Annotated in this window: 19 protein-coding genes; 15 read left to right on the plus strand and 4 right to left on the minus strand. The window is 48.6% G+C overall.

Annotated elements, in window-relative coordinates:
* Positions 1-25 precede the first annotated feature (25 nt).
* Positions 26-1,726 (minus strand): Na/Pi cotransporter family protein, encoded by a 1,701-nt coding sequence (locus tag EQP46_RS17655; RefSeq protein ID WP_129494905.1) that lies wholly within the window; start codon positions 1,724-1,726, stop codon positions 26-28.
* Positions 1,727-2,001: 275 nt separating this feature from the next.
* Between EQP46_RS17655 and EQP46_RS17660 the strand changes: the two genes are divergently transcribed.
* From EQP46_RS17660 to EQP46_RS17685, 6 genes are all read left to right on the plus strand, one after another.
* Complete coding sequence (locus EQP46_RS17660; protein WP_240671762.1) at positions 2,002-2,781, plus strand: DeoR/GlpR family DNA-binding transcription regulator; 780 nt, start codon at positions 2,002-2,004, stop codon at positions 2,779-2,781.
* Positions 2,778-3,797, plus strand: coding sequence for an ABC transporter ATP-binding protein (locus EQP46_RS17665; RefSeq protein ID WP_129494907.1), 1,020 nt, complete (start codon positions 2,778-2,780; stop codon positions 3,795-3,797). The genes EQP46_RS17660 and EQP46_RS17665 overlap by 4 nt, the downstream gene beginning before the upstream one ends.
* 96 nt (positions 3,798-3,893) lie before the next feature.
* Entirely contained in the window at positions 3,894-5,159 is a 1,266-nt protein-coding gene (locus EQP46_RS17670) for an ABC transporter substrate-binding protein (RefSeq protein WP_129494908.1), read from the plus strand.
* A 126-nt stretch (positions 5,160-5,285) separates the two neighbouring features.
* The gene (locus EQP46_RS17675; RefSeq protein WP_129494909.1) at positions 5,286-6,179 is read left to right on the plus strand and encodes a carbohydrate ABC transporter permease; all 894 of its coding nucleotides are present in this window, start codon (positions 5,286-5,288) and stop codon (positions 6,177-6,179) included.
* A complete protein-coding gene (locus tag EQP46_RS17680; protein WP_017010368.1) occupies positions 6,176-6,985 on the plus strand; it encodes a carbohydrate ABC transporter permease in 810 nt (269 codons plus the stop codon). The genes EQP46_RS17675 and EQP46_RS17680 overlap by 4 nt, the downstream gene beginning before the upstream one ends.
* Before the next feature lie 12 nt (positions 6,986-6,997).
* Entirely contained in the window at positions 6,998-7,798 is an 801-nt protein-coding gene (locus tag EQP46_RS17685) for a phosphodiesterase (protein WP_129494910.1), read from the plus strand.
* A 94-nt stretch (positions 7,799-7,892) separates the two neighbouring features.
* Here EQP46_RS17685 and EQP46_RS17690 read toward each other — a convergent pair whose 3' ends face one another.
* Positions 7,893-8,615, minus strand: coding sequence for a GntR family transcriptional regulator (locus EQP46_RS17690; protein WP_192545526.1), 723 nt, complete (start codon positions 8,613-8,615; stop codon positions 7,893-7,895).
* 249 nt (positions 8,616-8,864) lie between these two features.
* On the opposite strand from EQP46_RS17690, the gene mngA reads away from it, so the two are divergent.
* From mngA to EQP46_RS17720, 6 genes are all read left to right on the plus strand, one after another.
* A complete protein-coding gene (gene mngA, locus EQP46_RS17695; RefSeq protein WP_129494911.1) occupies positions 8,865-10,799 on the plus strand; it encodes a PTS 2-O-a-mannosyl-D-glycerate transporter subunit IIABC in 1,935 nt (644 codons plus the stop codon).
* A gap of 214 nt (positions 10,800-11,013) precedes the next feature.
* Complete coding sequence (gene mngB, locus EQP46_RS17700) at positions 11,014-13,653, plus strand: mannosylglycerate hydrolase (RefSeq protein ID WP_129494912.1); 2,640 nt, start codon at positions 11,014-11,016, stop codon at positions 13,651-13,653.
* A 202-nt stretch (positions 13,654-13,855) separates the two neighbouring features.
* Positions 13,856-14,281 carry a GFA family protein gene (locus EQP46_RS17705; RefSeq protein WP_129494913.1) on the plus strand — a complete coding sequence of 142 codons (426 nt, stop codon included), beginning with the start codon at positions 13,856-13,858 and terminating at the stop codon, positions 14,279-14,281.
* A gap of 355 nt (positions 14,282-14,636) precedes the next feature.
* The gene (locus EQP46_RS17710) at positions 14,637-15,767 is read left to right on the plus strand and encodes an S-(hydroxymethyl)glutathione dehydrogenase/class III alcohol dehydrogenase (protein ID WP_017017002.1); all 1,131 of its coding nucleotides are present in this window, start codon (positions 14,637-14,639) and stop codon (positions 15,765-15,767) included.
* A gap of 138 nt (positions 15,768-15,905) precedes the next feature.
* The gene (locus EQP46_RS17715; protein WP_129494914.1) at positions 15,906-17,162 is read left to right on the plus strand and encodes a dicarboxylate/amino acid:cation symporter; all 1,257 of its coding nucleotides are present in this window, start codon (positions 15,906-15,908) and stop codon (positions 17,160-17,162) included.
* 602 nt (positions 17,163-17,764) lie between these two features.
* Positions 17,765-18,295, plus strand: coding sequence for a hypothetical protein (locus EQP46_RS17720; protein ID WP_129494915.1), 531 nt, complete (start codon positions 17,765-17,767; stop codon positions 18,293-18,295).
* A gap of 50 nt (positions 18,296-18,345) precedes the next feature.
* Here the strand turns inward: EQP46_RS17720 and EQP46_RS17725 are convergent, their stop codons facing one another.
* Both EQP46_RS17725 and malI read right to left on the minus strand, forming a co-directional pair.
* Positions 18,346-19,428 carry a site-2 protease family protein gene (locus EQP46_RS17725; RefSeq protein WP_129494916.1) on the minus strand — a complete coding sequence of 361 codons (1,083 nt, stop codon included), beginning with the start codon at positions 19,426-19,428 and terminating at the stop codon, positions 18,346-18,348.
* Between the two features lie 70 nt (positions 19,429-19,498).
* Positions 19,499-20,545, minus strand: coding sequence for a Mal regulon transcriptional regulator MalI (malI, locus tag EQP46_RS17730; RefSeq protein WP_129494917.1), 1,047 nt, complete (start codon positions 20,543-20,545; stop codon positions 19,499-19,501).
* A gap of 199 nt (positions 20,546-20,744) precedes the next feature.
* On the opposite strand from malI, the gene malX reads away from it, so the two are divergent.
* The 3 genes from malX (at position 20,745) to EQP46_RS17745 (ending at position 24,542) form a co-directional block, all read left to right on the plus strand.
* Positions 20,745-22,328: a maltose/glucose-specific PTS transporter subunit IIBC gene (gene malX / locus EQP46_RS17735; RefSeq protein WP_129494918.1), complete on the plus strand. Its 1,584-nt coding sequence runs from the start codon at positions 20,745-20,747 to the stop codon at positions 22,326-22,328.
* Between the two features lie 121 nt (positions 22,329-22,449).
* Positions 22,450-23,631 carry a MalY/PatB family protein gene (locus EQP46_RS17740; protein ID WP_129494919.1) on the plus strand — a complete coding sequence of 394 codons (1,182 nt, stop codon included), beginning with the start codon at positions 22,450-22,452 and terminating at the stop codon, positions 23,629-23,631.
* Between the two features lie 179 nt (positions 23,632-23,810).
* Positions 23,811-24,542: a glycosyltransferase family 2 protein gene (locus EQP46_RS17745; protein ID WP_129494920.1), complete on the plus strand. Its 732-nt coding sequence runs from the start codon at positions 23,811-23,813 to the stop codon at positions 24,540-24,542.
* The last annotated feature ends 10 nt before the right edge of the window (positions 24,543-24,552 follow it).

Here is a 24,552-nt window from a genome sequence, read left to right on the forward strand (position 1 = left end):
TAACGCAAATGGCATCGCTCGTGCCTCAACGTGGCGAGCTATCAGCGTTGACTGAAAGTGTAGGTTCATTGGTGTCTACAGGCATAGCTTTTAAGCGATTAGATCGCAGTTCGCCCGCTTGCTCTAATAACGGATAGGCGATAGAAGAAAAGTGTGAATTGATACGGTTTAAATCGCGCAAGAGATCGAGGTACAGACTGCTTCCTTCAGCTGGGAGCCCTGTTTGATCTCGCAACCCTTCTTGATGTGCCAAGGCCGCACGTCTTTCGATGTCCTTCACGACGCTCTTCTGTTCTAACAATGCTCGTGCGTTCTTGATGTCGCCAGTAAGCAGCACGCTGCACGCCAATTCCATATTGCTATTGATGTATTTTCGCAATGCATCAATGGCTTTCAATTCGTAATCTGGCAGTACTACGTTGTTGGTAATGATCTTTGACACCACGTCGGTAAGGCTACATTCAAGAATATCTCCTGCATGCTCTAGATTCGTGGTGTAGGCATAAATGCGATAGCAGCGACGTCGATATTTCTTGGGGATATCTTGTCGGCTTAGCTCGGTAAGGTACAAACTGATTTTGTCATGAAACTCATCCACCAGATCGTCTGAACGCTTCACACTTTGCAATTGTGCGCCATTGCGCGTGTTTAACGCATCAAAGGTGGTATCCAGCATGGTTCGAAGTAAGTCCCCCATTCTGAGCACTTCACGCACACTGTTGGATAGGGCAACAGACGGTGTTTTGAATGCATTACGGTCGAGATAGCGTGGCTTGTTGTCTACATCGGGGCTTTCTTTATTTGGAAGCCAACGTTCTATCATTTTTCCTGACGTTCTCACCCAAGGAAGAAACAGCAATGCTAAGCCAATGTTGAATAACAGGTGAAAATTGACCAATTGACGGGCGACGTCGGTGGAAGAGAAAAAGGCATGATCAGCTAATTGATTGATCATAGGAAGGCAAATCAAGACCCCCATTAATCGGAACAGCAAATTTCCCATAGGCGCGCGCCTCACGGAAGGCTCTGCGCGTGATGTGTTGACGACCGCGGGCAATGCAGCCCCCAGGTTTGCACCCAAGATCAAGCCAAATCCCACGTCCAATGTAATGACCCCAGAGCTAGAGAGCGCAGCGATCAAGAGCACGGTTGCAAGACTAGAGTGCGCCAAAAAGGCGATGGAAACGCCAACCAATATGGCAAGAACGGGTTCCCCGCTCAGCGAGCCAAGCAGTGACTGGATCAGAGGAGACTCTCGCATGGGTTGCGAGGCTTGCAGAATCAAACTTAGGGCGAGGAGCATCAAACCTAAACCAATTGCTATGCTCGCTGCGTGCTTGGTTTTTTCTTTTTTTGCGCGTGTAAACACACCAACGCCAGCAAGCATAACAATGGGTTGAAGCCAAGAAAGGTCAAGGGTCAGCACTTGCGCGACGAGGGTGGTGCCAACGTCTGCACCCAGTAACAAGGCAAGTCCCGATGCTGTTGCAACACCGTGTGTCGCGAAAGAGCTCGCGAGGAGTGCTGTGGCTGTGCTGCTTTGCAGAAGACAGGTGACACCCATACCCACGAAAAAGGCATTGAACCGATTGGATAGACTTCGACCGAGAAGGCGGCGCATTTTCCCGCCGTACGCTTTGATGACGCCTTGCTTTACAAGGTGTAACCCGAAAAGAAGCAGCGCAACTCCTCCGAGTAATTGAATGAGAACTGACGTTCCGCTCATGTGACATCTCTTTTTAATATTTGTTTGTTATCACTCTCTCATGCAAGTGAAGGGTGGGCATGTGCTCATTTTGTCGCTGAATTGAGTCATATGAGGCGACAAATGAACATTTTAATTGAGCACATGAACATAAAAGTAATCGAAAGTGAGCATTTGATCAACAAACGAACATAATAATTAATCATTCGCTCAATAAATGTTGGCAAATTGTTAACTGTGTGCCTAAAGTGAATAAAAAATAGTCGATATCAACAATTATGAGTCTCGATTCGAAAATGAAATCTAAAACGAAAGCACGCAGAGACCAGATCATCGAATTGACACAAGAGCGCGGCAACGTGTCTGTCGAAGTGCTAACAGAAACATTGGGTGTGTCGGCGCAAACCATTCGTCGAGACATTAATCAACTGTGCAGCGATAACTTGCTTCGACGTCGTCACGGTGGTGTTGAGCGTTTTGAGCGTCAGTTGAATACGCCCTATGAATTGCGCGCGGTGATGAACTCTGAAGAGAAGCATGCGATTGCGAAAGCGGTGGCTGAAATGGTGCCAGACGGGTCAACGGTGTTTATTTCCATCGGTTCAACACCTGCGATTGTCGCTGAAGCGTTAAGTGAGAAAACCGGATTAACGGTGATGACGAATAACCTGAACGCGGCGATGGTGCTGAGCAACGAGCCAACCAATCGCATCATCATTCCAGGCGGCGAAGTGCGCATGCCAGATCGCGATGTGTTGGGTGATGAGGTGTTGGCTTTTTTCAATAGCTACCGAGCTGAGTTTGGCATTTTTGGGGTGGCGGGTGTTGATGAAGACGGCGGTATGCTGGATTTTCACGCGTCCGAAGTGCGCGTCCGTGAAGCGATTCGTACGCACTGTAAAACCTCAATTCTTGTCATGGACAGTACCAAGTTGACGCGCACTGCACCGGCAGTGGGCGGCAGTATTTTTGATGTGGACCAAATCATCATGGATCGACATCCAGGGGATGATTTCTCGGCGCTCAGTGAGCGTGTGGGAGATCGTTTGAAGTTAGTTGGAGGCGAGGCTTCATGAACGTAGAACCTTTTGTGACGTTTAACAAAATTGGCAAACGATGGAACGGTCAGTTGGGTGTGGAAGACATCACAATTCAGATCCCTGAAGGCGCATTTGTCGCATTACTTGGCCCGTCGGGGTGCGGTAAATCCACCACATTGCGTTTGCTTGCTGGTCTTGAAACGCCAGATGAAGGGGAAATCATCATCGACAGCGTCGATGTGACAGAAATGGCGCCTTCTGCGCGTAACCTTTCTATGGTGTTCCAGTCTTATGCCTTGTTTCCTCATCTCTCTGTGGCGGAAAACGTCATGTTTGGGATGAAGGTAAGAAAAGTGCCAAAAGATGAGTGCATGGAAAAGCTTCACAATGCACTCGATATCACGGGGCTGCTCGGCTATGAGGAGCGCAAACCCGGCGAATTGTCTGGCGGTCAACGCCAACGCGTCGCATTGGCCCGAGCCATTGTGGCAGGGCAGCCTTTGTGTTTGATGGACGAACCGTTATCAAACCTGGATGCCAAGCTGCGTAACTCTGTGCGTCGAGACATCAAGAAACTGCAGCGCAAACTCGGCATGACCGTGGTTTACGTGACACATGATCAGACGGAAGCCATGAGCATGGCAGACATGATCATCTTGATGAAAGACGGCCGCATCATGCAAATCGGCTCGCCACAAGAGTTATATAGCGAGCCGCAAAATACTTTTGCTGCTGAATTTGTGGGCGCACCGCCGATGGCATTGATTTCAGGCGCTGCCATCAAAGGGGCAGAGCATGCGAACAAAGTCGGTGTAAGAACCGAAGATGTCACTGTGGTTGAGGCGGGTAAAGGCCGTCTGACGTGCACTGTGTCAGAAAGCGAATATTTGGGTGTGGAAACGCACGTTCAGTTAGAGCACCCAGAAGGGAAAGGCCTAGTGGTGAAGCTTCATGGCTATGCCTCGCTGGTTGAAGGCAGTTCGGTGGATATCGATTTTGATGACGCGGCGCTGCATTACTTTGATGAAAACGGTAACCGCATGGCTTCGTGAAGCATGCTGACGATGCTGAGGATATGTGTGCATTAGCATATATCTCCACAGCCAACTAACTTGAGATTAATGTTCAACTAAAACAATGGTGAAACTATGAAGTTCTCTACGTTATTCAGTTGTGCCTTTGCAGGTGCATTTGCGATGTCTGCACACACGGCTTCTGCACAAACCGAACTCAACATGTATTACCCGATTGCGGTGGGTGGCTCACTCACGAAAGTGGTTGATGGCATGGTGACTGAGTTTGAAAAACAAAACCCAGATATCAAAGTAAATGCTATCTACTCAGGCAACTATGATGACACCCGTGTTCGCGCGCTGTCTGCACTGAGTTCCGGTGAGCCGGCGCAATTAGCGGTGATGTTTTCTATCGATGTTTATGACCTGATTGAGCAAGACTTGATTACCCCTTTTGATGACGTCATGAACAGCAAAGAAGACCAAGCATGGTTGAACGATTTCTATCCAGCATTGATGGAAAACGGCCAAGCGGAAGGCAAAACATGGGGCATTCCATTCCAACGTTCCACCATTGTTGCTTACTACAACAAAGAGATGTTTAAGGCCGCTGGGTTAGATCCTGAAAAGCCACCTAAAACGTGGGACGAATTGGTAACAATGGGCAAAAAGCTCACCAATGATGATACCTATGGCTTGATGATTCCATCGACGGGTTACCCTTACTGGATGTTCCAAGCGCTGGCGATTCAAAACGGCCAAAAGCTCATGTCTGATGATGGTCTAGAAACCTACTTTGATGATCCAAAGGTGTTAGAAACCCTCAAATACTGGAAATCACTGTCTGCGGAACACGGCATTATGCCAACAGGTACGGTTGAGTGGGGCACCCTGCGCCAAGCGTTCTTAGAAGGCAAAACCGCGATGATGTGGCACTCCACGGGTAACCTTTCATCGGTGAAAAAAGGCGCGAAATTTGATTTCGGTGTTGCCATGCTCCCAGGAAATGAACGTCTTGGTTCACCAACAGGTGGCGGTAATTTCTACTTGTTTAAAGACACCTCTCAAAAAGAAAAAGAGGCATCGCTCAAGCTGGTTAAGTTCATGACATCACCTGAGCAAGCGGCTAACTGGTCGATTGCAACGGGTTACATGGGCGTGTCGAAGAGTGCTTATGAAACGGAAGCACTCAAGAACTACACCGTTGAGTTCCCACCGGCACTGGTTGCACGCAATCAACTTGAACATGCAGTGGCTGAATTCTCTACTTATGAAACAGCACGTGTGCGTGAAGGGTTGAACAACGCGATTCAATCGGCGCTAACAGACAGCAAAACGCCAGAAGAGGCGTTGGGCGAAGCGCAAAAATCTGCAAAACGTCTGCTGCGAGATTACCAGTAACTGCACCTTGCTCCGCTTGTTTGCAAGCGGAGCCATTTCTAACGCAACGGACAGCAATAAGGTGTTCGGTTGCGCTGCAAACATGCAGCAGTGCGAGACACAGCAGTACCAACAACGAGTAATACTATGAATCGATACGCAGAAATGGAGCGTCGTCGGCAGCACCTTTATGGGTGGTTTCTCCTTACGCCAGCGGCAATTCTGTTAACCCTCTTTGCTTTCTATCCATCGATAGCGACGTTCTGGGAGAGTCTGTTTTCGCGCGGCACGCGCAGACGACCTTCAGAATTCACCGGTTTAGAAAACTACGCGGACCTTTTTAACGATCCGACGTTTTGGATAGTGGTGAAAAACAACCTGTTTTATGCCGGTGTGACGATCCCAGCATCCATTGCGATAGCGCTTGCGATGGCGCTTTGGGCGAATTCAAAAATCCCAGCAACGGGGTTTGTGCGCACGGCGTACTTCACGCCAACCGTGCTGCCGATGATTGCTGCCGCCAACCTGTGGTTGTTCTTTTATACCCCAGACCTCGGCGTGCTTGATCAGATTGGTGCATTGTTTGGTTTGCCATCCATGAACTGGTTGGGGCGTCCTGATACGGCACTTTGGGCCATTATCATTGTGACGATATGGAAAGAAGCAGGCTTTTTCATGATCTTCTATCTGGCCGCTTTGCAGACCATCCCCGTGGACTACAAAGAAGCGGCTGACATTGAAGGTACAAGCCGTTGGACTTATACGCGCCGCATCGTGCTGCCGTTATTGATGCCAACCACCATGTTCATTGTGGTGAACGCGATGATCAACTCGGTCAAACTCATTGACCATCTGTTTATTTTGACCAAAGGCGGGCCGTCAGACGCCTCCAAACTCATTCTTTACTATATCTGGGAGATGGCGTTTGCCTTCTTTGATGCCCCACATGCCGCCGCGATGACCGTATTGGTATTGCTGGTGTTGGGTATCGCAGCTGCCATTCAGTTTTTGTACCTTGATAGAAGGACGCATTACCAATGAAATCGTTTAATAAGTTTATTGATTCCTTTGGTGCACACCTTCTTGCCGTTATCTGGATTTCCCCGCTGGTGTTTGCGTTTTGGGCGGCTTTCCATACCACGTCTGACGCAGTTAATTTCAACCTTCTGTCAGGTTGGACGCTGGATAACTTCCGTGAAGTGTGGAACGGCGCACCGTGGCTTCGCTACTTCTGGAATACCTTTTGCCTCGTGACGATAGTCCTCATTGGACAGTTCATCATCACCACCTTGGCGGGGTTTGCGTTTGCACAAGTGAAGTTTCCGGGTAAGGACTTTGTGTTCATTCTGGTATTGCTTCAACTGTTTATCTTGCCGGAAGTGTTGATCGTCGAAAACTACGCGATCACCTCAAAATTGGGGCTGTTTGATACCATTCTCGGTGTCGGTATGCCCTATATGGCGAGTGCCTTCGGGATATTCTTGATGCGACAATCCTTCAAGTCTGTGCCTTATGAACTGCATGAAGCGGCGAGTGTAGAAGGTTGTTCCATGTTTGGCATTTTGATGAAAGTCTATGTGCCGCTCGCGAAGCCAACCTACCTAGCGTATGCCTTGGTGTCAGTGTCTACACACTGGAATAACTTTCTTTGGCCGCTCATCGTCACTAACTCTGATGACACGCGTCCATTGACCGTCGGGCTATCTATTTTCGGCGCACCAGAAAATGGTGTAGATATTTCGGTGATTTCGGCGGCAACCATGATGTCGATAGCACCACTGTTGATAGCATTCTTAATTTTCCAACGTCAGTTTGTTCAGGCATTCTTGCGTGCGGGTATTAAGTAACAGGGTAGAAATATGGGTTCTCGTGTTATCCAGTTAACTGACATTCATCTTGTGCCGCGCCAACAGCGGGTTTCTAAGGTGCTCGATACATATACCTTGTTTGAGCAGGCTATCGAAAAGATTGCAGATGATCTGCCAAGGCTTGGTCAGGTGGATGCTATCGTGGTGACTGGGGATGTCTCGGACCACGGCGATGAGGAAAGTTATCGCGATTTTCATGCGATCATTTCTCGGCTTAATCTGCCTTATGTGGTGATACCCGGCAATCATGATAAGCGTGAAGCCATGGTATCAGCCATTGATGGTCTGTCAGTGTGTGGGGAGACAGGGGAGTTAAACAGTGTTTACCCCCTTGGTGCATTTGACATTATTGCGTTGGACACGGTCATACCTGGGAGTGGTGCAGGTGCGTTGAGCGACAATACACTCGCGTTTCTTGAATCTGCTTTAGCGACAGATTTAGAGAAGCCGGCGTTGATTGCGATGCATCATCCACCGTTTGATTCGGGTATCCAGTTTATGGATAACATCGGGTTAAAAGGCCGAGATGACATGGCGCGTATTTTGGCGCGGTCGCCGCGAGAGAAGCGGGTGATTTGTGGGCATTTACATAACAGTATTGTGTGTAACATTGGCAATGCAACCGTACTTTCTGCACCCGGTGTCGCGAGTTCATTTCTGACGGACTATCGCGATGATGCCCCCGTCGGCTTCACGCAAGATCCCGGCGGTTATATGGTGCATGACTGGTATCACGGCTTCAGAAGTACGTATATTTCTCTCTCGCGTCATGGGGGGCTGTTCGCGTTTTGATTTACGCTAGCCCGGTAGACTTAAAAGGCCACACAGGAAACTGTGTGGCCTTTTGGTATTCGGAGCTTGAACTTATTGCTGGTGTTCGGGCAAGTTAATGCTGACGCCCACGTTTGGCCACGAGCGTGAACTTATAGTCGCTCGATTTAAAGTAGTTTCGGCTGTATTCGAACACAGTGTCGTCTTCAAGGTAGCCGCGCGTGCGCTTCTCGATGATAGGGTCGGCAGGGTCAACGCCCAATAACTCTGCAATCTCTTTCGGGGGTAGCACAGGAATGATTTCCTGCTCGCTGCGATCGATGATCAAGCCTTTTTGTTTCTCAATGAACTGATACTTAGAGCCTTGCATCACCTGATAGGTGAGATCTGGGAACATGACCGTTGGTAGCCATGTTTCTTCTACCGTGATGGGGTTGTTGTCGAGATAGCGAACGCGGCGAACATAAAATATCTGCGCACCTTCTTCTACGTTCAACAAATCCGCCATTTTGATAGACGCATTCTTCACTTCAAACGCCAACACATCACTGTGTGTGACGCCGCCAGAATGTTCCCACTTTTCAGCAAAACTGCTCTGCTGATAAATGTCATAGTTAACTTTGTTGTTTTTGACGTAGGTGCCGCTGCCGCGAATGCTTTCCAGCTCACCGTTCTCAATCAATAGCTTGAGGGCTTGTCTTACCGTCACGCGGCTGACAGCAAAGGCTTCGCGAAGTTGTGCTTCTGTTGGCAACGCTTCGCCCACCTTGTATTCGCCGTTACGTATATTCTCGCGAATAGCATCTGCAATTTGGCGATACATTGGGAGTCTTGCCATTTTCACCTCAATACTCGTTGATAATGTCATCAGTGAGTGCTGATTAACCTGTTGTTCTTATTCACCTATGATACAAACTTCGCCCTCCAAGACAAGGAAATGTTTGCTGCTAGTATTGAATTAGGCAATACAACTATAATACATTTAATTGAGTTATTGAGATCTGACTCAAGGTTTGTTGTATTGTTTATGTATTATCCTCGTGCTCGTTGAAACAACACCGCTGAACGTGACAATGGAATAAAAGTTATGAAATTGACATCTCTTACCAACGCGTCGCTCATTAACCTTAAAACGACGTTTGCAACACGTGATGATGCTATTCGTGCACTTGCTGAACAATTACAACAACAAGGCAAACTGCATGATAAAAACGAGTACCTTAAGGCAGTATTTGCCCGTGAAGAAGAAGGACCTACCGCGCTTGGCGAGGGTTTGGCCGTTCCTCATGGCAAATCGGATGCCGTCAAAGAGGCGGCGTTTGCAGTCGCGACACTGACGGACGATTTGAAGTGGGAAGGCATTGATGGCGACGAAGACGTTAACCTGATTTTCCTGCTAGCCATTCCCAATGCTGAGGCTGGCTCTACCCACATGCAAGTGCTTACGCAATTGACCACAGCCTTGGTTGATGACGATGTGCGTGACGCTGTTTTGAATGCAACAACTGTAGAACAACTTTTTGCTTTGCTTGACGGTGACAACGCGCCAGAAAAAGAAGCAGACATTTTAGATACAACTCTACCTACGATTGTTTGTGTCACCGCGTGCCCAGCCGGGATCGCACATACTTACATGGCAGCAGAGTACTTAGAAAAGGCAGGCAAGAAGCTTGGCTTTAATGTTCATGTTGAAAAACAAGGCGCGAACGGCATTGAAGATCGCCTCACCGCTGAACAACTGAACAATGCTGTGGCCTGTGTGTTTGCCGCAGAAGTCGCCATCAAAGACGTCGAGCGCTTCAAGGGTATTCCTCGTGTGGAAACACCTGTGGCGGAACCTATCAAATACGCAGAGCGCATTTTGAACGACGCCGTTGAGGCAAGCAAAAACAGCTCAGGTGCCGACCGTGCTGTGATCACCGAAGACAAACCGAAGAAATTGCCACTGAAAACAGAGCTGAAACAAGCCCTGTTGAGCGGTATTTCATTCTCGGTTCCGTTGATCGTTGCGGGTGGTACGGTGCTGGCGGTTGCGGTACTGATTGCTCAAATTTTCGATCTGCAAGATCTCTATGGCACTGACGGTTCATGGCTGTGGATGTATCGCAAACTCGGTGGTGGCTTGCTGGGTACCTTGATGGTTCCTGTGCTTGCAGCATACACCGCATACTCTTTGGCGGATAAACCCGCGTTAGGCCCTGGTTTCGCTGCGGGTCTTGCTGCAAACCTGATTGGCTCTGGCTTCCTCGGCGGTGTCGTCGGTGGTTTGATTGCTGGTTACTTCATGCGTTGGGTGAAAGAAAACATTCGCCTGTCGCCCGCATTCAATGGCTTTTTGACCTTCTACCTGTACCCAGTGCTGGGTACCTTGGTTGTTGGTTCGTTGATGCTGTTTGTCATCGGTAAACCTGTTGCTTGGCTAAACCAAGGGCTAACAGATTGGCTAAACGGCTTATCTGGCACCAACGCGCTTCTTTTAGGTGCGGTGATTGGCTTGTTTGTTTCGTTCGACCTTGGTGGTCCGGTGAACAAAGCGGCGTACGCATTCTGTTTGGGTGCGATGGCGAATGGTGTGTATGGCCCTTATGCCATCTTTGGCTCGGTGAAAATGGTCTCTGCTTTCACGGTGACCGCAGCCACCATGATTGCACCTCGATTGTTTAAAGAGTTTGAAATTGAAGTGGGCAAGTCCACGTGGTTACTCGGTCTTGCCGGGATAACGGAAGGCGCAATCCCAATGGCGATTGAAGATCCTATCCGCGTTATCGGCTCGTTCCTGCTTGGCTCTGTGGTGACAGGTGCCATGGTAGGTGCTGCGGGCATCGGTCTTTCCACGCCAGGTGCAGGTATTTTCTCACTGTTCTTGCTTCATGATGCGGGTATTGGTGCTTACATGGCCGCCGCAATTTGGTTCGGTGCAGCGCTTATCGGTGCCGCAATTTCAACCGCAACACTCATTGCATGGCGTGCCCACGCAGTGAAGAAAGGAAAGTATCAAGTGGCTGACGCTGTAAACGGCTAAGCACACACAAGGATGGGCAGCAGCGCAACGTTTTAGGGGCTGCTCATCCTGCTCTACTTATTAAAAGCGCAAAGCGCATAACACTATTTCGGTGGCTGGTTCCACCTTTTACAAGCAGCGTCGGCGCATAAATTACATGCAGCAAATACACGTTAGCTTGAAGACAATTTCCCAAGATAACTTACGGCGATACGCCAAAGACGGTAATAAGACGATGACTACATCCCGCGTACACATTACACCTCACATGCACTGGGACCGTGAATGGTATTTCACGACAGAAGAATCTCGCATCCTACTCGTCAATAACATGGAAGAAATCATGACGCGTCTGGAGCAAGATCCAGACTACAAATACTATGTTCTTGATGGGCAAACCGCCGTTCTTGAAGATTACTTTGCCATTAAGCCTGAGCACAAAGAACGTGTGAAAGCGCTGGTGGAAGCAGGAAAATTGATTGTCGGCCCGTGGTACAGCCAAACCGATACCATGCAGGTTTCAGGCGAATCCATTGTTCGTAACATGCTTTATGGATTGCGCGATTGCTTGGCGCTGGGCGAGCCAATGAAGATCGGCTACTTGCCAGATTCATTCTCGATGAGTTCTCAGCTTCCGATGATATACAACGGATTTGGTATTGACCGCGCGATGTTCTGGCGTGGCTGTTCAGAGCGTCATGGCACCAACAAAACCGAATTCATTTGGCAATCTAACGATGGCAGTGAAGTGACGGCACAAGTGCTGCCGCTGGGCTATGCAATCGGTAAATACTTACCGCAAGACGAAGCAGGCCTGCGCGACCGCTTAGACAAGTATTTCCCGGTGCTTGAGAAGCCGTCTGTCACGAAAGACATTCTACTGCCAAATGGTCACGATCAGATGCCACTGCAAAGCGACATCTTTGAAGTGATGGATAAACTGCGTGAAATATACCCTGATCGTGAATTCAAGATGAGCCGCTTTGAAGAGGTATTCGAGCGTATTGAAGCATCACGCGATCAACTTGATACCATCAAGGGTGAATTCAACGACGGTAAATACATGCGTGTTCACCGCACGATTTCTTCAACCCGTATGGACATCAAACTGATGCATGCGGAAGTCGAAAACAAGATCGTCAACATTCTTGAGCCGCTGGCGTCTATCGCTTGGACGCTGGGCTTTGAATATCACCACGGCTTGATTGAGAAAATGTGGAAAGAGAGCATGAAAAATCATGCCCATGATTCCATTGGTTGTTGCTGTTCAGACAAAGTGCACGCTGAAATCTTGTATCGCTATATTCTGGCGGACGACATGGCGACCAACCTGATCAATTTCTACAAGCGTAAGATTGTTGACCACATGCCAGCACGCGAAGACTGCGACAAACTGGCGCTGTTTAACCTGTCTCCTTACATGCGTGATGATGTGGTGAACACCACCATCACGATCCGCGCGCAATCCTTTAATCTGTTCGACGAGCATGGCAATGCGGTTGAGTACTTCATTCAAGACCAGCGTGAAATCGACCCGGGTAAAATTGACCGTCAGATCGTTCACTACGGTAACTACGACCCGTTCGTTGAATACGACATTCAACTGAAGGTCGCCGTTCCTGCCATGGGCTTTACCACCCTGCACATTCAAGGCAATGAAGCCGGCACGCAAAAGGCGGTGGAACAAGGTGATGATGTGCTTGAGAACGCCTTCTACCGCATCACAGTGAATGCTAACGGCACGTTAGACATCTTTGATAAAGAGACCAACACACGCTTCGAGCAAGCGCTACGCATTGAAGATGGCTCAGATGATGGTGACGAGTACGACTACTCTCCATCGCGTAAAGAGTGGCTCATCTACTCTGATGAGTTTGAGGCAAAAACCGCGATCAAACATGAAGGGTTCCAATCGGTCGCGACCATCGCGCTTCGCATGGCCGTGCCTGAAAACCTGCAAGAGCGTGAAGAACGCGCAGGGCAAAATGGCTTTGTGGATGTGAACTGCCAAGTCGTGTTGAAGCAAGGCTCACGCCGCATTGAAGTGCGCATGGAGATCAACAACCAAGCCGATGATCATCGCCTTCGCGTATTGGTTCCTGTGCCGTTTGCGTGTGACACCGTGGTGGCAGATAACCAATTTGGTCTTATCACTCGCCCAACCAATGATGCAGAAATGGCGAACTGGGAAGCGGATGGCTGGAAAGAAGCGCCAGTGCCGGTTTATCAGATGATGAATTTTGCGGCGCTGGAAGACGATCAAGCGGGCATTGCGGTGATGAGCAATGGTCTGCGTGAGTTTGAAGTGATTTCCAGCCAAGGTAATGACGTTCGCGATACTTTCGCACTGACCTTGCTTCGTGGTGTGGGTGTGCTGGGTAAAGAAAACTTGTTGCTTCGCCCTGGGCGTCCATCAGGCATTAAGATCCCAACGCCTGATTCACAAGTACGCGGCAAATTGGTGTGTGAATTTAGCCTGTTCGGTTATGTCGGCAACCATATCGATGCCAACATCATGGCCGAGGCACGTGACAACGTGACGCGCATTCAGTGTTACAACAAGATCCCTTATAACGCGATGAAATTGAACGTGGGCGAGCAAAACCTGCCGTTGACCTTTAGCTTACTGAGTAAAGATCAAAAAGGTGCGGTGCTGAGCGTGCTGAAAAAAGCAGAAGATGACAATGCGCTGATTTTACGTGTTTATAACCCAGCTGAGCAGGGAGACGTTGTAGATAGCGTGGCCTTCTCGCGCGAAGTCGCGTCTTGGGTTGAAACCAGCATGGATGAACATCCATTAAAAACGACCGTTCAGCATGCCGAATTTGGCACGTTGAAACCGTGTCAGGCAAAATCCTTCAAAGTGACGTTTTAAGTCCCTGTATTCAGCAAGCCGGCGCCCTCTCCGGCTTGCTGATTGACTTGAAGGTAGGTAAACGCCAGCGATATCGCTGGCGTTTTTTTGTCTGTTCGTCTTGCATACGCGTCACGTTGCTGTGTTTTTTGTGTTGCTATTTTACTGTTCATATATACAGTTATTGATGCTGTGATAAGCAGAAACTAACGAGGTAGTGGCGATGCCAGAATCTAAAAGACACACAACGCAGTGTTTGTGCGGAAGCGTAAAACTCCATGTGGCCGAAATAAACCCTAAATTTACGGTGTGTCACTGCAGTACGTGCAGAACGTGGACAGGTGGGCCGTTATTTGCCGTGCAATGTGGCACCGATGTGGTTTTAGAAGGAGAAGAAAACATCACGATTTTCGATTCTTCGCCTTGGGCTGAGCGCGCATTTTGCGCCAAATGCGGCACCAATTTGTTTTATCGCGTGAAAAGCACGCAAAGCTACAACCTGTCTCTGGGGCTATTCCCATCACTGCCAAACCTAGAAATGGACATGCAGTATTTCAGTGATTTAAAGCCTGACTATTATTGTTTCTCCAACGAAACCAAAGCGATGACTGAAGCCGAGATCATGGCGTACTTTGCGAGCCAAATGTAGCCACCATCCTTCTTTGTGCTGCGTTGTTCTCTGGATATAGGACTAACGCAGCTTACATCGTCTATTTTGCCAAGAAAACGTCCGCCCTTTGCTGTGTTCTTCGCATTTCACGCCTTCCTATTATTACCCACAGGTAAAAGTTCTTTTCAATTTTGATGGATTATCAAATCTCAGTAAAAGCCTAGAATGCGTCCCATCGAAACGCGAAACGGTGTTGATTCGTTTTGGCGGTTTCTTCCTATTTAAGTCCAAATGAATTGAATACTGCATTTTCAGGCTGTTTGGATATATCGATGCAGACGTATTTAACGCGATGTGTTTTTAGTTCTGCTGCACGAATCATTGAGAGATAAAAATGACTGACCAATTTATTAAATCTAAAGCGGCCATTGCTTGGGCACCAAACCAACCACTGTCTATTGAAGAAGTTGATGTGATGCTGCCACGTGCAGGTGAAGTGCTCGTGCGTATCGTGGCAACCGGTGTTTGTCACACAGATGCTTTTACCATGTCAGGCGATGATCCAGAAGGTATCTTTCCTGTCATTTTAGGTCACGAGGGTGGCGGCATCGTTGAAATGGTTGGCGAGGGTGTGACCAGCGTTGAAGTGGGTGATCATGTTATTCCACTCTACACACCTGAATGTGGTGAGTGTAAGTTCTGTAAGTCTGGCAAAACCAACCTTTGTCAGAAAATTCGTGAAACTCAAGGCCAAGGCTTGATGCCTGATGGCACAACACGTTTCTACAAAGATGGCCAGCCTATCTTCCATTACATGGGCTGCTCGACATTTTCTGAGTACACCGTATTGCCTGAGATTTCTCTGGCAAAAGTCAACAAAGAAGCGCCACTAGAAGAAGTGTGTCTGTTGGGCTGTGGTGTGACAACGGGCATGGGCGCGGTATTGAACACCGCCAAAGTGCAAGAAGGCGACACGGTGGCTGTGTTTGGTCTCGGTGGTATTGGCCTTTCTGCCATTATTGGCGCGCAAATGGCGAAAGCGAGCCGCATCATTGCTATCGACATTAACGAAAGCAAGTTCGAGTTAGCGCGTCAGCTAGGTGCGACAGACTGCATCAATCCGACACAATTCGACAAGCCTATTCAAGATGTGATTGTTGAATTGACAGACGGCGGGGTTGATTACTCCTTCGAATGTATCGGCAATGTGAATGTCATGCGTTCAGCGCTTGAGTGCTGTCACAAAGGCTGGGGTGAGTCTGTGGTTATTGGTGTTGCCGGTGCTGGCCAAGAAATCTCTACGCGTCCGTTCCAGCTTGTGACTGGTCGCGTGTGGCGTGGTTCTGCATTTGGTGGTGTGAAAGGGCGTTCTGAATTACCAGAAATTGTTGAGCGCTATATGGCTGGTGAGTTCAAACTGAATGATTTTATCACCCATACAATGGGCCTGGACGACATTAATCATTCGTTCGATCTTATGCATAAGGGCGAAAGCATTCGCACAGTGATCCACTTCGACAAGTAATTCTCGTTCCAATACTCGAAAAACGGCCTTTATTCGAAGGCCGTTTTTTTGTTGTCGACCTTACACGGTCAAGCGGTGTTCAGCATCGCTTTGTACACCAAGATCAACCATCAGATCTACGCTTAACGGATATTCGTTATGAACCGCAAATTACTCTCATCTCTTCCTGTTCAGTTGCTTCTTGCCGGGATTGCGGCTTGGTGCTTTACGGCACTTTTACCTTCTGATAATGCGTTTACTGACAGCGCGTTTTATTGCCTGATCGTATTGGCAAAAACCACCTATATCGGCCTGCTAAAAATGGTGGTTGGTTTGGTGGTAATGCTATCTCTGCTACAGGGTATTACCAGCATTGGTTCGACGGTGAAGCTAAAAGCGCTCGGCCTGAAAACGGTCGTGTTTTACTCCGTGACGTCGTTACTGGCGATTTCTCTTGCGCTTGGCGTGTCTCTTTCATTGCCTGAATGGCCAGCACTCATCGAGCCGTCATCCGTGGTTGTTCAACCTGGCGTTGAATTGATCAGTGAAGCATCCAGCAGCGCGGGTTCGATTGCGACCAAGTTGTTTTCTATGGCGTTGGTCAACCCCGTTGATGCGCTTACCAATACCAACTTACTGGCGATCGTCTTCTTCTCATTGATATTGGGCATTGCATTGTTGGCAACCTTGCCACGGGAGCATGCCGTGTTTGAGGTGATTTCAGGCCTCAACACCGCAGTGAATTATGTGGTGTCTGGCATCATTCGACTCGCGCCACTGGCGGTGTTTGCGATTGTTGTTGAGTTTACGCTGAATAGCGGGGATGCCTTGTTTGGTCAACTTGCCTTATTTGCTTTGCTCGTCTTTGTGCTTACCGCGATACATGGTGGCCTTGTATTGCCATTGATCGCGAAGCTTATGACGGGCATTCGATTGGGTCAGCTCTTCAAGGCTCTGTCTGCACCGATGGCAATGGCATTCGCCACGTCCTCAAGCTCTGCAACATTGCCATTGTCGATGCAGGTTGCAGAAGAGGAGCTGGGCGTTTCTCAATCTACGAGCAGTATGGTGTTGCCGCTGGGCGCGATCATGAACATGGATGGCACTGCGTTGTTTGAAGGGGTTGCAGCCATCTTTCTCGCTCAGTTGTATGGCATCGATTTAGGCACGAGTGGTTTGGTCATGATTTTTATCATGGCGATGGTGTCTTCCATCGGCGCGCCAGGTATGCCTTCGGGCTCCATGTCAGGAATGCAATTGGTGCTACTTGCGGCGGGCATTCCCTTAGAAGCCATTGCGATATTGCTGATCATTGAGCGCCCGCTTGATACTTTCCGCACTGCGGTGAATGTAGAGGGTGACTTGATTGCAGCCTTGGTCGTGGATAAATGGCAAGAAGGCAAGGCGACTATTTAGATGCATTATCTCACGCGTTGTTGGTGTGCATCCCGATAATGCGTGATGTTTTTAGGTCTGTCATTGAAAGTGTTTTAATTACTGTTTTATTTACAAAGAGTTAGTTTGGATTTTATATATTCGCGTCAAAAAATAACTTTCTCGTATATCCAGTGCAGTTACATACACATATGCACTTTGTTTTGTTTTAAAAGTGCTTGCGCTTTCAGGTTTTAATACGTTAAATCAGGAAATTAGGAGCATAACTTAAATAATGAAGGGTTTGAAAATTGAAAGTGAGTTGCTTTTATTAACGTAATAATAACAAGGTGTTGGAGTGTGTATTGTATACTTAACACCTTGTCTGATTCTTAATGTATCTCGCTCTTTGTGCCTGTTTTTCTCAAAATGTGCAGTTGTAAATATATATGTGCCAATCTGACGTGTTTTCTATGCAAGTACGGCTCGAATGTCTCTAATATAAAACAGATCTCATTAGATATTTATTTTTATAAATAAAGATGGTTGTATTTTCAAACTCTGATAGCTAGCCTCTCACTAACTCGAGTTGTTTCATCAATTCGCTAGAGCTTAATTGCAATAAAGTGAGTAAGGATCTGGTTATGAATATTGATTTCTTTTCGCTGAGCCAGGACGCTAGAACTTCATTACTTAATGCTGTCCACGCATTGAGTGCAATAGGGACATATTCGGAAGATCAAAATAGAACAGCAGCAACACCTTTTTTAGATACGATCAACGTGTCGCTTCTTTCCATTCAGGTGGAAACCGCTAACTGGAACAACAAACTCTATGAAATCATTCATTCAGAGATCCCATCCGGTTACTTTGATGAGGAAAGCGCGCACACCTTAGTTGATGCGGATGCTTTCTCGCGCAGTGCAGAAGAAATGCTGCGTATACAGTCAGATGCGACGTTCAATTCAAAAGACATTAAATTGGCTGCGGACGTGTTATCCGTTATCGGTCAGTTAAAAGTGGCTGTGTTCAAACTGCGCAAATCAATCGAGAACGTCATTAAACTCGAAATGCGCATGCAAGGCGCCGAATCTGTCGATGAAGCCAGTTTTGATGCCATGGCAGAAGCACTGACTTCTGTCAGAAAAAGCAAAACACCGACGGTTCTTCATTAAAAAAACGCCAGCAAATGCTGGCGTTTTTTGTTTGTGCGTTTCGGTAATGTTTAGCTTTGTAAGATCATCAATGGCAATGCCAGCATGTCATCACCTTTTGTTGCAAAGTAAATGATCACGCCAATCAAAGAGGCCACCGTTGCCAAATACCACGCAGTGCTGAACAGTTGACCATAGCGGGTGAGCGGCAGAAGATGAGAATGGTGACGATACTTCCACTCAAACACGATCTCCGCACTACCAATCAGCAGCAAGAAACCGAGTAAGGCCAGTCCGAAGGTGTAGCTGACGAATACACCAATGGCCGCGCCTGCGATACAGGCAATCAAACCCGCAATGCTGTTCATCGAGAAGCTGATGCTTTTCAGTATGTGTCCGCCATCTAGCGGTAGAATCGGCAGTAGGTTGAACAGGTTGAGGAGCGCGTTAAACGTGGCGAGACCTGCGAAGAATATATTTCCCGTTACCCAATACGCCACCATAGCAACCAGCGACATCAACAAGCCAAAGGTCGGCCCCATGATGGAAATCACCACGTCCTGCCAGCGCGTATTGATTTTCTCGTCTGATAGCGCGAGACCGCCCATGAAGGGGATCAAATAGATGCCCTTCGTTTTCATGCCGAAGTATTTCATGGCGCGAATATGCCCATATTCATGCACCACCAAACACGCAATCAACGCGACGGCAAATTGCCATGAAAAGAGCCATGAATAGGCCGCCACACTCGCACCAGCAAGCACGACTTTAATGACCTTGGCACTTTTGAATAGCTTCATGCCGAGAGACGCTAAGCCAATCAGGCTAAATTTCGTCTTGGCTTGTGGTTCGACAACCGGCGTTTGACGCTCGATGTCTCTTTCATCGCGAGAGCCGGATTCCACCACTTCGTCGTTAACGGTCACGCGATAGTCGATCGTAAACGGCTGCCACGTCACCGTGGAAGCAACGTTCACCGTTAAGATCAGTTCGTCTCTTGCGAGTTGAAACGAGTGTGTTTTTTCTTCTTCGCTGTCCGCACTAGCGGCCAATTGAGAGACCAGTTGGTTATCCCAGTAAAGCGCTTGCCAACCTGCGAGCGACCCTTCTAAGCGAAGCGGCTTGCCCAGGCAAGAAATGTTGAATAATTCCAAAATGATGCAAAGAGTAGTGAGTGATGGCCGCTAATGTACCAGTTTTTGCTTTCACCTTACATCGGGCTGACTACGCATTGGTGAGTGTTGGGGCAACAATGACTTTGCGCGGAATCGTGTCACTCTCCTCAAACTGCTCAATCAGGCGTTTCGCGGCTTGTCGGCCGATTTCCTTTGCATCGGAATTTACAAAAGTAATCGGGGGTTCGGTGAGTTCAGCATCTTGTACCGCATCAAAGCCAACAATGCTGAGTTGCTTGCCGATAAATATGTCTTCCCCGACAGAGCGGCCTACGCGCGCGATACCTTGAACCGCGCCCACTGCCGTTGACGAGTAATGACACAACACTGCGGTGATTTGTGGGTGTGTGGCTAACAAGGCTTGAACGGCATCGGCAGCAGGGGCTTGGCCTGCATCGCACTCAATCACCCATTCTGGTTTTAACGGCAAGCCAAATTGCATCAAGGTGCTGCAATAGCCGCCAACACGCTCCGCACGGCAAAGTGAGCTGCTTTTCCCGCCGACATACGCAATGCGTCGATGACCTTGATTGATCAGGTGTTCGGTCGCCATTTTGGCGGCGCTGGCATTATCAGGGCCGACATAGTCGATCTGTTGATTCAAGGAGGCGCGAGAAATACACACCATCGGCAACTTGTGCGCCTTTAATGTATCGGCGTTTACGTGTTGGTTTTCGTTGTTCGGGCAAAAAGCGATACCGCCGACGCCTTGGCGCGCCATGGTCAGCATGCACTGTTCGAACTTTTCATCGCTCTCGCCACTTTGCGCGAGGAACACCATATAGCCTTGTTTTTCCGTTTCTTCGCAAAGCCCTGCAGCAACTTGTGCGTAATACGGATCACTGATGTCTTTTAAGATGAGGCCAATGATTTCGCTGCTGTTGGAGCGAAGGTTGGCGGCGGAGCGGTTCTTCACGTACCCAAGCGCGGCCACAGCGTTGTTTACCTTTTCTATGGTGTCGGGCGAAATGCGCCCTTTGTTGCCGAGCACCATAGAAACAGTGGTGACAGAGACGCCAGCATGTTCAGCCACTTCCGTGATGGTCACTTTCTTCAACAGATTCCCTTTTTTAGCTCTGGTAAAACGTTTTATCACTCAAGCATACGTTTATTTTCCCGTTTTTCAATGCCGATCAAATTTGTTGATTATGCAAACATGCACAGATCACAAATGTTTTGATAAAACGTTTTATCAAAATTTTTCCTTCCCTATTATCCACCTCGAACACACATCGTCCTAGCGATAGGGCTGTTACTAGCACAACTGTCATGTTCTCAATTTTCGGAGAGTGGTTATGACGAACAAAGCAGCGACAAAATCCACCATGTGGGAATTCCTACAAAGCCTTGGCAAAACATTCATGCTGCCAGTGGCACTTCTTGCATTCTCAGGCATCTTATTGGGTGTGGGCAGTTCACTGTCGAGCTCTGCAATTCGCGAAGCGATCCCATTTTTAGATAACACCTTGCTTCAATACCTGTTTATGTGGATGACCAAGATTGGCTTGGTGGCATTCATTTATCTGCCAGTGATGTTCGCGATTGCGATTCCTCTGGGTCTGGCACGCGAAGAAAAAGGCGTGGCAGCATTCGCAGGTTTTGTGGGTTACGCAGCGTTCAACTTGGCGATTAACTTCTACCTGACTGTGGCAAATGTGCTGGGCGACCCTGCGGCGAGCAAAGCTTATGGCGTGAAGAGCATCATCGGTATTGAATCTATCGACACAGGCATTTTGGGTGCGGTGTTGGTGGGTATTATCGTTGCCAAACTACACATCCGTTTCTACACCTTCAAAATGCCTGACGCATTGGCATTCTTTGGCGGTGCGCGCTTTGTTCCTATCATTTCTGCCATCACGCTGGGCGTGGTTGGTGTGCTTATTCCTTTCGTTTGGCCTTACTTTGCAGCAGGCATTAACGGTATCGGTAACTTGATTGCAAGTGCGGGTGCGTTTGGTCCAATGCTGTTTGGTACGGGTGAGCGTTTGCTTCTACCTATCGGTTTGCACCACATTCTTGTTGCGCTGGTTCGCTTTACTGAAGCGGGCGGCACCATGGCGGTGTGTGGTGAAACGGTGTCTGGTGCGCTGAATATCTTCTACTCAGAGCTTGCGTGTGCAGAAACCAACGGCTTCACGCCAGAAGTTACGGCGTTCCTCTCTCAAGGTAAGATGCCAGCTTTCCTTGGCGGTCTACCTGGTGCGGCGCTGGCAATGTACCACTGTGCAAAACCTGAAAACCGCTCAAAAATTAAAGCGCTGCTTATCTCGGGTGTGGTTGCATGTGTTGTGGGTGGTATTACTGAGCCGCTTGAATTCCTGTTCCTATTCGTTGCACCAGCGTTGTACTTCATTCACGCTATCTTGACTGGTCTTGGCTTCATGGTGATGGGCCTGCTTGACGTGACCATCGGTAATACCGACGGCAATATCATCGACTTCTTGGTGTTCGGCGTGCTTCAAGGCACCGCAACGAAATGGTACTTGGTGCCTGTGGTTGCAGCGGCTTGGTTCGCGGTTTACTACGGTGTGTTCAAGTTCGCGATTTTGAAGTTCAACCTAAAAACGCCGGGCCGTGAAGTGGATACCGCAGAAGTGGATAGCGAGCTAGAAGCTGCATTCATTAACGAATCAGGCAAAGGTGCGGCCATCCTGAAAGCACTAGGCGGCAAAGACAACATCACGTCACTCGACAACTGTATTACTCGCCTTCGTCTGACGGTTGATAGCATGGATTTGGTCGATGCAGACAAGCTAAAAGCATACGGCGCGCTAGGTGTGGTGAAGCTCGATGCGCACAGTCTGCAAGTGGTTATCGGTACGCAAGTGCATTTGGTGAAGAATGAAATGCAAGCCCTGATGACAGCAACAGCGAGCTAAGTTAACGATTCCCCCGCATGAAATCCCCGGTCTGATAGGTCTCTAACAGGCTGGGGTTTTTCAGTTTTATTCGTACAAAACACACTGTATTCAGACGGTGTGAGTTCGGAAGATACAAAGCATGACCAAGACCTTTGATTTTGACACCACGATTGACCGCATGGGCACGTACTGCACGCAGTGGGATTACGTGCAAGACCGCTTTGGGAAAGCTGGCTTGTTGCCTTTTACCATTTCAGACATGGATTTCGGTGCTCCAGAGGCTGTGGTTGAGGCGTTGAAAGCGCGCCTAGAGCACCCCGTGTTGGGTTACAGCCGTTGGAATCATGATGATTTTAAAGGCGCGATCGTGCGCTGGTATGCCGCTCGATTTAATGCCGAAGTGAATGCTGAACAAATTGTTTACGGCCCCTCGGTGATTTATATCATCGCTAAATTGATTGAGAAATGGAGTCATGCCGGTGATGGTGTGGTATTCCAAACGCCAGCTTATGACGCGTTCGACAAGTTGGTGGAAGGGTCTGGTCGTCGCTGTATTCGTAACCCGCTGATCAAAACCGATTCAGGGTGGGACGTGGATTGGGCGCGTCTTGAAGAACAGCTTGCCCTGCCAGACACGACGATTTTCCTATTGTGCAGTCCTCATAACCCAACGGGGCGAGTGTGGCGTAAAGAGGAGCTTACCCGCATTGCAGCGCTGTGCGACAAACACGCGGTGGCAGTCATATCCGATGAAATCCACATGGATGTCGCGTTTGAAGCCCACACGCCTTGGCAAGGCTTTGGCATGCAGACCCGTTGGGCGCTCGTCACGTCGGCCTCAAAGTCTTTCAACATTCCAGCCTTGAATGGAGCGTATGCGTTTATTCCTGATACCCAGTGTCGAGAGAATTACTTGTTCAAGTTGAAAGAGGTGGATGGTTTGTCGTCGCCTTCAATCATGGGCGTGTTGGGCATGATGGCGGCATACGAGCAAGGCGAGCCTTGGTTGAATGCCCTGAACGACTATGTGCAAGAAAATCACACGTATGTCGCGTCGCGCCTGAATGCGGCGTTTCCTTCAGTCAATTACTGCACGCCAGATGCAACGTACTTGGCGTGGATTGACCTGTCATCGTTGAACTTAGACATGGACAGATTGCAGCGCGACCTTATTGATTCGTTCAGCGTTGCCATCATGAATGGCAGTGTGTACGGCGACGCAGGGAAGGGCTATGTGCGCCTGAACTTGGGCTGCGCTCACACCAAAGTCGAAGCCGGCGTTGACGCTTTGATTGGTGCGATCAGGCTTCAACAACAATAACATCAGCACCCAATTGAAAGATAACGCCATGCTTGAAGCATGGCGTTTTTCGTTGCAGTGGATGTGAATTCGAACCTGAACTGAATATGAACAAGCTCCTCACGCTGGGTTAAGTGTGCCCCCGTTAAGCTTCTTACCAACTTAAGCAAAAACATCTATTGCAAGGTAAGGAGAAACACATGGAACCCATTAGCGTTGTCATCATTACCCTCAACGAAGAAAAACGCATCGGCCGTCTGCTGGACGACTTGTGCCAGCAAACCCACCGTGATTTTGAAGTTATCTTGGTGGACTCGAACAGCGACGATGCCACCCGCGAGGTTGCCCGTTCATACGCCGAAAGTTTGCCATCTTTAACTGTTCATCGCATGGAAACCCGTGGTGTCAGCCTTGGTCGAAATACCGGCGCGTCACTGGCCAACAACGAACGTCTACTGTTCTTGGATGCCGATGTGCGTTTGTCTGCAGACTTCCTAACAAAAGCTGTCAATCAACTGAACGATAAAGATCTTGAGGTGGCTGGCGTTTACATGGGTGCAAGCAACCTCCCAATGGTGCAAAAGCTGTGTTATGCAGCGTTTAACGGCGGCATGTTTGCCACCCAGTTTTTCTTTCCAACGGCTGTCGGTGCCTGCATTTTCTCAACACGCAGCGCGCACGAAAAACTGAACGGCTTTGATGAAAGGATCACCTTGTGTGAAGACTGCGACTATGTGCGTCGCGCTAGCAAAAATGCGCGTTTTCGGTTCATCAACACCACGTTCGATTTCGACCCTCGCCGATTAGATCAAGACGGTATGATGGCAACAGGCATGACATACGTGAAAGCCAATGTGCGTCGATTCTTCTTTGGGGAAATGCGCAATAACGAAATGGAATACAAGTTCGGCCACTATCACGAGCAAAAGTAACGTGAACGGA

The organism is Enterovibrio baiacu (assembly GCF_004120195.1).
Lineage (GTDB): Bacteria > Pseudomonadota > Gammaproteobacteria > Enterobacterales > Vibrionaceae > Enterovibrio > Enterovibrio baiacui.

What these genes read in the sequence shown, in the direction of transcription:
- EQP46_RS17655 (WP_129494905.1), bottom strand. Translation starts at nt 1,726, where the DNA reads ATGAGCGGAACGTCAGTTCTCATTCAATTACTCGGAGGAGTTGCGCTG.
- EQP46_RS17660 (WP_240671762.1), top strand. Translation starts at nt 2,002, where the DNA reads ATGAAATCTAAAACGAAAGCACGCAGAGACCAGATCATCGAATTGACA.
- EQP46_RS17665 (WP_129494907.1), top strand. Translation starts at nt 2,778, where the DNA reads ATGAACGTAGAACCTTTTGTGACGTTTAACAAAATTGGCAAACGATGG.
- EQP46_RS17670 (WP_129494908.1), top strand. Translation starts at nt 3,894, where the DNA reads ATGAAGTTCTCTACGTTATTCAGTTGTGCCTTTGCAGGTGCATTTGCG.
- EQP46_RS17675 (WP_129494909.1), top strand. Translation starts at nt 5,286, where the DNA reads ATGAATCGATACGCAGAAATGGAGCGTCGTCGGCAGCACCTTTATGGG.
- EQP46_RS17680 (WP_017010368.1), top strand. Translation starts at nt 6,176, where the DNA reads ATGAAATCGTTTAATAAGTTTATTGATTCCTTTGGTGCACACCTTCTT.
- EQP46_RS17685 (WP_129494910.1), top strand. Translation starts at nt 6,998, where the DNA reads ATGGGTTCTCGTGTTATCCAGTTAACTGACATTCATCTTGTGCCGCGC.
- EQP46_RS17690 (WP_192545526.1), bottom strand. Translation starts at nt 8,615, where the DNA reads ATGGCAAGACTCCCAATGTATCGCCAAATTGCAGATGCTATTCGCGAG.
- mngA (WP_129494911.1), top strand. Translation starts at nt 8,865, where the DNA reads ATGAAATTGACATCTCTTACCAACGCGTCGCTCATTAACCTTAAAACG.
- mngB (WP_129494912.1), top strand. Translation starts at nt 11,014, where the DNA reads ATGACTACATCCCGCGTACACATTACACCTCACATGCACTGGGACCGT.
- EQP46_RS17705 (WP_129494913.1), top strand. Translation starts at nt 13,856, where the DNA reads ATGCCAGAATCTAAAAGACACACAACGCAGTGTTTGTGCGGAAGCGTA.
- EQP46_RS17710 (WP_017017002.1), top strand. Translation starts at nt 14,637, where the DNA reads ATGACTGACCAATTTATTAAATCTAAAGCGGCCATTGCTTGGGCACCA.
- EQP46_RS17715 (WP_129494914.1), top strand. Translation starts at nt 15,906, where the DNA reads ATGAACCGCAAATTACTCTCATCTCTTCCTGTTCAGTTGCTTCTTGCC.
- EQP46_RS17720 (WP_129494915.1), top strand. Translation starts at nt 17,765, where the DNA reads ATGAATATTGATTTCTTTTCGCTGAGCCAGGACGCTAGAACTTCATTA.
- malX (WP_129494918.1), top strand. Translation starts at nt 20,745, where the DNA reads ATGACGAACAAAGCAGCGACAAAATCCACCATGTGGGAATTCCTACAA.
- EQP46_RS17740 (WP_129494919.1), top strand. Translation starts at nt 22,450, where the DNA reads ATGACCAAGACCTTTGATTTTGACACCACGATTGACCGCATGGGCACG.
- EQP46_RS17745 (WP_129494920.1), top strand. Translation starts at nt 23,811, where the DNA reads ATGGAACCCATTAGCGTTGTCATCATTACCCTCAACGAAGAAAAACGC.